This window comes from Allobosea sp. 01N443, assembly GCF_056399325.1.
On the sequence record NZ_JBFTRC010000243.1, the window covers coordinates 1 to 7,454 of the forward strand.

General features: G+C 65.3%; 6 protein-coding genes and 1 pseudogene. 3 read left to right on the top strand and 4 right to left on the bottom strand.

Annotated elements, in window-relative coordinates:
• A partial coding sequence (locus AC1DRP_RS33100; protein WP_476770742.1) for a hypothetical protein occupies positions 1–664 on the bottom strand: 664 nt, incomplete at its 3' end.
• Between the two features lie 371 nt (positions 665–1,035).
• Here AC1DRP_RS33100 and AC1DRP_RS33105 point away from each other — a divergent pair.
• A complete protein-coding gene (locus tag AC1DRP_RS33105) occupies positions 1,036–1,269 on the top strand; it encodes a hypothetical protein (RefSeq protein ID WP_441493829.1) in 234 nt (77 codons plus the stop codon).
• A gap of 35 nt (positions 1,270–1,304) precedes the next feature.
• Here AC1DRP_RS33105 and AC1DRP_RS33110 read toward each other — a convergent pair whose 3' ends face one another.
• Positions 1,305–2,207 carry a PhzF family phenazine biosynthesis protein gene (locus AC1DRP_RS33110; protein WP_476770743.1) on the bottom strand — a complete coding sequence of 301 codons (903 nt, stop codon included), beginning with the start codon at positions 2,205–2,207 and terminating at the stop codon, positions 1,305–1,307.
• A gap of 201 nt (positions 2,208–2,408) precedes the next feature.
• Positions 2,409–3,287, bottom strand: a complete 879-nt coding sequence (locus AC1DRP_RS33115) for a helix-turn-helix domain-containing protein (protein ID WP_476770744.1) — start codon at positions 3,285–3,287, stop codon at positions 2,409–2,411.
• Positions 3,288–3,783: 496 nt separating this feature from the next.
• Between AC1DRP_RS33115 and AC1DRP_RS33120 the strand changes: the two genes are divergently transcribed.
• Positions 3,784–5,196, top strand: a complete 1,413-nt coding sequence (locus tag AC1DRP_RS33120; protein WP_476770745.1) for a M20 family metallopeptidase — start codon at positions 3,784–3,786, stop codon at positions 5,194–5,196.
• Positions 5,197–5,367: 171 nt separating this feature from the next.
• The gene (locus AC1DRP_RS33125) at positions 5,368–5,742 is read left to right on the top strand and encodes a VOC family protein (protein ID WP_441508292.1); all 375 of its coding nucleotides are present in this window, start codon (positions 5,368–5,370) and stop codon (positions 5,740–5,742) included.
• A gap of 269 nt (positions 5,743–6,011) precedes the next feature.
• On the opposite strand, the pseudogene AC1DRP_RS33130 reads toward AC1DRP_RS33125, so the two are convergent.
• Positions 6,012–7,454: pseudogene (locus tag AC1DRP_RS33130) on the bottom strand (transglycosylase domain-containing protein); the annotation flags it as partial.

A 7,454-nucleotide genomic window follows, 5' to 3' on the forward strand; every position in this document is an offset into this window, starting at 1 on the left:
ATCCTGCCCCGCTGCCGAATGACAGAACCCTGGTCACCAGCCCGCGATGACGAAGATACGCGGCTGCGACCAGAATGGTGAACGGCAAGGACACCGCGAATGTCGCGAAGAGATCGCGTAGCGGATCGGCCGCATTCCATATGCGCAGACAGGCAAGGACCACCAGGYCGCCGGCCGCGATGCCGATGGCGACCGCGAGATCGCGTCGCCAAGGCCAGAAGATCGACCTGCGACCGGTGGCCAGCGGGAAACAGATCATTGTCGCCACGGCCGAGATCACGACGCAGTTGAGCAAGGCGCGGCGGAGCACCGTATCGGAGATGAGACCGAGGAGCAGGACCCAGGCCGCCAGCACCGCGAGCAAGGCGGCCGCAAACCAGGCGGCCCCGAACAGAAGCGGCCGGRCCTTCACTTTGCCGATGATCGCGCTGGCAAAAGCTGCCGTTGCGACAGCGGCAATCAGGCAAACCGCTGCAATGCCGAGAGCCAGCAGCGCGGGACGATAGCCGGCGGCCTCCAGACCTTGGACGAAATCGTGCCACGCACCGCCGGACGAGAGCCAGCCCGACAGCCTCCTCGTCAGACCGTCCTCGATCAGCATGGAGAACCGATGGAGCATCCCGGATGCAACCTCGAGCTCGTCGGTCGTTGAAACAGCAGCCATGGTCTCAGTCTCGCGTGGAAGTCGACGACACCAGTCCGTCCAAGCCAGACAATTGTCCGGTACGGAGAACGTTCTGAACGCCTTGCAAGGGAGGGACGCCCCGATACTGCCGGGATAGGGCTGCGGCCTTCGCGGCGCAATCCGGCATAGGGCTTGCCCCCCTGGCCTGGCGCGGGGGCCACCTGCTGTCGATCCTGAGAACCGTCGCGCAGGAGACTGTGTCGGCAGACTGCGGAAAGGCGAGATCGCGCGCCGTTGCGCCTGACATTGCTGCTTGTCCCCTGCCGTGCCGGCTCCTGCGTGAGCGCTCCGGCTCGCTGCAGCACGCAATCGCGGACGAATCGGCCCGCGAGTCCCGCGGCGGGCATTTCGTGCGTGGACAGCCTGCCCGTCTTGCCATTTCGCGCCAATCGCGACCGATCGAACACGGCAGCAAACCGGCCCATCTGGCGCAGGCCTGCGCCGGGCAGGGGGCGATGATCGCAGCGTTCGAGGCCGGCGACCGGGCAGGGCTGGTCGAGCTCTGCCGCGACCAGCCCGGCCCCTCGCGCGACGCCTCTATCGCCGCAGTCGAGCCACGGCAGGGCCGCGATCAGGCGCGATAGGGGGCTCGACCAGGAGAAGCGTCGGCGCGAAACCCCTAGACGGCAAAGCGCTCGCTGCCCTGATGCCATTCGTGCGGTTCCGCTGGCTTGACGGAGCCTCCAAGAAGACAGCCGACCGGCCTGTCATCGGCAAATCCCAGGCGCACGCCGATCTCGGACAGGGAACCCATGGCCCGCCCTTGAAGAATGGTGATGCGCTGGCTGTCGCGACCCACCAGCCCGTTCCTGAGCAAGCCGAAGGCCAGGGCCGCAGCCGCGATKCCGGTTGCTGCATCCTCGGGATAGCCTGAGGATTTCGGGAATTGCCGCGCCTCGAAACGCCGCGCGCCCCGATCCTCGATCGCGTAGGGATACAGGCCCGTGGAGCCGATGCGCCCGCAGCAGTCTTCCGTCCGCCTCATGTTCAACGAGAGGCCATTCAGAAGCGCGGTGCTTTTCATGGGGATGAGCGTCTTGACGCGCGATGTCACCGCATTCTGGATGGGAAGGTCGAGGAGATCACGGCGCGAGAGGTTGAGGGTCGCCAGAACCTCCTCCTCCTCGGCCGCTGTCAGGTCGACGACCTTGCCGGCCGGCTGGCTGATCTCGACCGACGGGTCATCGGGATCCGTCAGATCGACATAGCCGGTCACCGGCCCGCTGCGCGTCTCGATGCGCAGCTGATCGGCCTGGAGCCTGCCAGCCATGGCGAGGCACCACAGCGCGCCGATCGTGGCGTGCCCGCACATTTCCATCTCGTGGCGCGGCACCCAGAAGCGGAAGGCATAATCGAAATCGGCACTGGAGCCTGGCAGGACGAAGCCGGATTCGTGGCCGAAGCGCTGGGCCTCCGCCTGCATTCTTTCGTCGGGCCATCCCGACGCATCGATCGCGATCGGGCAAGGATTCCCGCCGCTTCCCCTATGGGTGAAGACGTTGACAAGCCTGATGTCGTTCATCGTTGCAGCCCMGATCGCGTCATGGACGGCGCGACGGCGTCGACGGCGGCAGTCCCGGAGCCGACCGGAAATGTCTGCGTCAGATCCGAACCAATGACGAAGTCTGTTGGTTGAGCGCCCTGCATCGCATGTCCTCCCCTGGCTCTTGAAGCATCCCGCCAGGATAAGGGGCGGGGCGGCCCTCGCGCGACCGAGCGGGCCTCAAGACTTGTCGGATCGGGCCAGGTCCCGCCGCGCGGTCGTGGGTGTCAGGCCGGTCAGGCGCTTCATCGCCCGCGCCAGGGCGGAGCCGGATTCGAAGCCGACGCGCCAGGCGATCTCGCCAATGGGAAGCGTGGTCTCGACCAGCAGCTCCTGCGCCTGCCTGATCCGCTCATGGTCCTGGAAGGTGGCGATCGAGAAGCCTGTCTTGTCGCGGAACAAGCGTGTTGCATGGCGTCTGGACAAGCCGAACCTGTCGGCGATGAGGTCGAGCGGCAGGTCCTTGCTGGCGTTCTGGCTGATGAACGACCTGATCTCCGAAACCAGCATCTCGCCATGACCCTCCGGGCGCGCGCCGGACAGTTCATCGCTTCGCTCGATCTGCGCGAGGCAATTGATCAGCAATGCCGCAGCGAGGTGGCTGCGCGTGACCTGCGCAACGGCGTCATCGGCCTGCCCACTCTGGCACAGCCCGCGAAGCGACCGGATCTCGGACGTCATTGGGAAAAAGCCTGTTCGTCCGAGCTTGCCGCGCACACGATGCAATGAGCCGATGCGGGCCTCGATCTTCGCCAGTTGTCCATCTGCAGCGTAGATCGCCACATGGCGATGGACCKGCCGGGCTGCCGAGGTCTGGTGCGCGAGGCCCGGCGGAACGACGACGAAACGGTCCTCGCTCAGCCAGGCGCCGGATTGTCTGGACTCGTCGCGGAAATCGACCGCTCCGACATGCGGCAGGAATATCATCAGGCAGTCGTGCCAATGCCACGGCATGCGGTATTCGGAGCCGCCGCCCATCAGCGTCAATTGCTCTTCGCCATCGGCAAGCAGCGCGCCCACCGCGGAGCTGTCCCGAAGCTGTTGGATCGACCGGAGCATGTTTGCATGCCTAGCATCAGAAGCGAGATCAGAGAATGATTGGCTCCTGCACTTGCGTTCGGCAAGCACCGGCGGTCTCTGCGCGCGAGCCCGACAGGAATATCCCCCAGGGGGCGTAAGGGGGTTTGGAGACGATCCGCCTTGCCACTCGATTTCGAAAGCGATGACCCACAGCGAAGAAACCATCGACAGCGCGAAACGCGATGGCATCGGGATCGCCAAGCTCCGTTAGCCGTGCTCACGGCTAGGCCTTGGGGCGCAAAGCCGACTCCGTCGTTGGACGAACGGACAAAGGCAAGCATCGCGAATTTCGAAGCGCACAAGCAAACGTCGATCAGTCTGCAATAATTGCCGATTCTTCTGAGTAAAATTCGGCCATTCTGCCGTTCGCCTTGTAGTAGCCTCCCGAAGGCTGGGGCTGTCGATATCCGGCGATTGCGGATGACGGCGGCCTTCAGCGGCCTCTATGGCGCGAATGCAATCTCGGGAGAAGGCTGTGCAGAATACCGATAAGATTTGGACGATCGTCGATTCAAAGCAGGCGGACTACATCGAGTTGAGCGACCGCGTCTTTGAAATGCCCGAACTCAACTACCGCGAGGTCAAGTCGGCTGCGGCCCACGCCGAGCAGCTTCGGCGCGAGGGATTTCGCGTGGAGACGAGCATCGCCGGATTGCCGACCGCCGTCATGGGCGAGGCGGGAGAGGACGGCCCGGTGATCGCCATCCTCGGCGAGTACGACGCGCTGCCTGAGCTCTCGCAAGCCCCCGGCATGTCCGAGCATCAACCGCTTCCGGACCAGCCGGCCGGCCATGGCTGCGGCCATAACCTGCTGGGGGCCGGCGCCATGCTGGCGGCCGCGGCGGTCAAGGATTTCCTCGCGGAGCGTGGGCTCAAGGGCCGCGTCCGCTACTATGGCTGCCCGGCGGAAGAAGGTGGGGCAGGCAAGGCGTTCATGGTCAAGGAGGGCGCCTTCAAGGACGTCGACATCGCGATTTCCTGGCATCCCGCGGATTTTGCGGCGGTGACGGCAGCCTTATCCCTGGCCAACACGACGATCGACTTCGAGTTTTCCGGGCGCGCCAGCCATGCCGCCGCTTCTCCGCATCTCGGCCGTTCAGCGCTCGACGCCGCCGAGTTGATGAATGTCGGCGTCAACTACATGCGCGAGCACATGCCGAGCGATGCGCGCATCCACTACGCGTATCTCGAAGCAGGCGGCATCGCGCCGAACGTTGTCCAAGCCAAGGCCAAGCTCCGATATGTCGTGCGGGCGACGATGGTCTCCCAGGTCCATGAACTCCTCGCCCGGGTCCGGAAAATCGCCGAAGGAGCGGCACTGATGACGGAGACCACGGTCACCAGCGAAGTCGTCAGCGCGATGAGCAGCTTGCTGGYGAACACGCCCCTGGAGGATGCCATGCAGCGCAATTTCGATCGGCTTGGCCCGCCTCCGTTCGATGCAGACGACGTCGCCTTCGCCAGGCGCATGCAGAAGAGCGTGACGCCCGCGCATATCGAAAGCGCATTTCGCCGCTCGGGATTGCCGGTGACGGATTTTCCCCTGTGCAACGCGATCGCACCCAAGGAGGTGCCGGGGCCGCGTATGATGGGCTCGACCGATGTCGGTGATGTCTCCTGGGCCGTGCCGACGGTACAGGCGCGGGGCGCGACGTATACGATCGGCACGCCGGGGCATTCCTGGCAGTTGACGGCCCATGGTCAATCGCCGCTGGCGCACAAGGGCATGGTTCACGTTGCGAAGGTCATGGCGGGCGTAGCCGCGGACGTGCTCGTCGAACCGGGATTGCTGGAAAAGGCCAAGGCCGACTTCGAGGAGCGCCTGGTCCGGACGCCCTATAAGGCGCTCCTGCCAGACGACGCCAAGCCACCTTTCCACATGTTCTGACGAATGGAGGGCCATGGCCCGGCCGACGAATGGTCGGGCCATGGCCGCGAGCTCGCGCTAGCTCACCGAGCCTCCTAAGTCCCACGATCGCCTGTGCCGCGACGGCATTCTGGGGGGCGCTTGCGGACCGCGCGCGACTATCTCGCACAGGCCCTCTTTGGAGATAGAAGCATGTTCACTCATGTCATGATCGGCAGCAACGACCTGGAGCGGGCTAGAGATTTCTACGACGCCACATTCGCCGCGTTAGGAGGCGAGCCTGGCGAGATAGATGCCAGAGGCCGGCTGATCTATGCCCACAAGGGCGGTCGGCTGATGATCACGAAGCCGATCGACGGCAATCCAGCGACCGCGGCCAACGGTGGGACTATCGGTATCGCCGCTGCGAGCCGTGACCATGTTCTCGCGTGGCATAAGGCCGGCACCACGCATGGTGGGACGGCGATCGAGAGCCCACCCAGCGAGCGCCCGAACGGAGCCTTCGTCGCCTACCTTCGCGATCCGGACGGAAACAAGCTCACCGCGCGCTCTCAGCCGACGAAGTAACACAACTGGCAACAGCCGCTCCCAAGATCATCCCGCTTTTCGGGAAATCCGCCGGCAAGCGGACGGTCCAATCTCGGCCTCTCCTTTCGGGTCAATCGGCCCGACAGAAAGCGGACCTCCCCGCAGTCCCAGATGGGTCGCGAACGGAATTCAGGCGAGACGATTTGCAATCTCTGCTTCCAGGCCACCAGCCAGAGTCTGCTCCTGGCGCAGCCTCGGAGCGGCCCCGTGACAACAACGGGCTCAGCTCTGGGCCGAACGACTGGACCTCAGAGCCCGAACAGCCTCTCGAAGAAATTCTTCTGGCGCTTGGTGCGCTGCCGGGGTTGGCCCTTGCCGCTTTCATTGGCGTAGCGCGGATCCTGTCCGGCGCCGGCCACGCCCGCCAGGCCGACCGGCTTCTGGTCCTTGAGGGCGATCTTCATGAAATTGTGCCAGATATCGGTCGGCAGGTTGCCGCCGGATACGCCCTTGGTGGGTGTGCTGTCGTCGTTGCCGAGCCAGACGCCGGCAACCAGATTGCCGGTGAAGCCCACGAACCAGGCGTCCTTGTAGTCGTTGGTGGTGCCGCTCTTGCCGGCCATGGGCCAGCCGGGCATCCGCGCCCTTTGGGCCGTGCCGATGACGAAGACGTTGTGCAGCATCGCGTTCATCATCGCATCGGTGCCTGGATCGATGATCCGGCCCGCATCGTCCGGCGCCGGGCGGCTGAAGATCGGCTTGCCATCCGCAGCCTTCACCTCGGTGATCACGTAGGGCACGACCCCGAAGCCCCCGTTGGCGAAGCTGGCATAGGCGCCGACGAGCTCGAGCGGCGTGACTTCGGAGGTTCCGAGCGCGATCGTGGGGTCGGCCTGGAGCGGCGAGGCAATGCCGAGGCGCTGTGCCGTTTGCACGACGGACTGAGGACCGACCTCCATGGTGAGTTTCACCGCCACCGTGTTGAGGGAGAGGGCGAGAGCATTGCGCAGGGTGATCGGCCCGCGATAGCCGCGGTCATAGTTCTCGGGCTTCCAGCCGTTGATGTTGACCGGCGAATCCGAGCGCACGGTGTCGGGGCGAAGCCCCCGCTCGAGCGCCGTCAGATAGACGAAGGGCTTGAAGGCCGAGCCCGGCTGGCGGCGGGCGGAGGTCGCCCGGTTGAACTGGCTCGTCTCGTAGTTGCGGCCACCCACCAGCGCTGTCACGGCCCCGTCCGGCCGCATCGCCACGAAGGCGCCCTGGCTCACATTGAATTTCTGGCCCTTGGCGTCGAGTTCGTCCACGAGCACCCGCTCGGCCGCCGCCTGCAGGGCTGGCTCGAGGGTGGTCGAGACCACGATGTCGGAATCGATGGCGCCGACGGTGTCGTCGAGCGCTTCCATCACGTAGTCGGCGGCATAATTGGCGGAGCCGGCCGCCTTGGGACGCACGATCTGCGCCGGTGCGCCAAGAGCCGTGCTGGCCATGTCGGGGGTGATGAAGCCGAGCTCCTTCATCGCCGCGATGACGCGTTCGGCGCGGGCCTGTGCGGCTTCCCGGTTGCGGCTGGGGGCCAGGCGCGAGGGGGACTGGACGAGGCCGGCCAGYAGGGCGGCTTCCGACAGCGACAGGTTGCGGGCCGACTTGCCAAACTAGCGCTGCGCCGCGGCCTCGACACCATAGGCACCGGCGCCGAAATAGACCCGGTTGAGATCGAGTTCGAGAATCTGGTCCTTGCTGTCGCTGCGCTC

What these genes read in the sequence shown, in the direction of transcription:
- AC1DRP_RS33125 (WP_441508292.1), top strand. Translation starts at nt 5,368, where the DNA reads ATGTTCACTCATGTCATGATCGGCAGCAACGACCTGGAGCGGGCTAGA.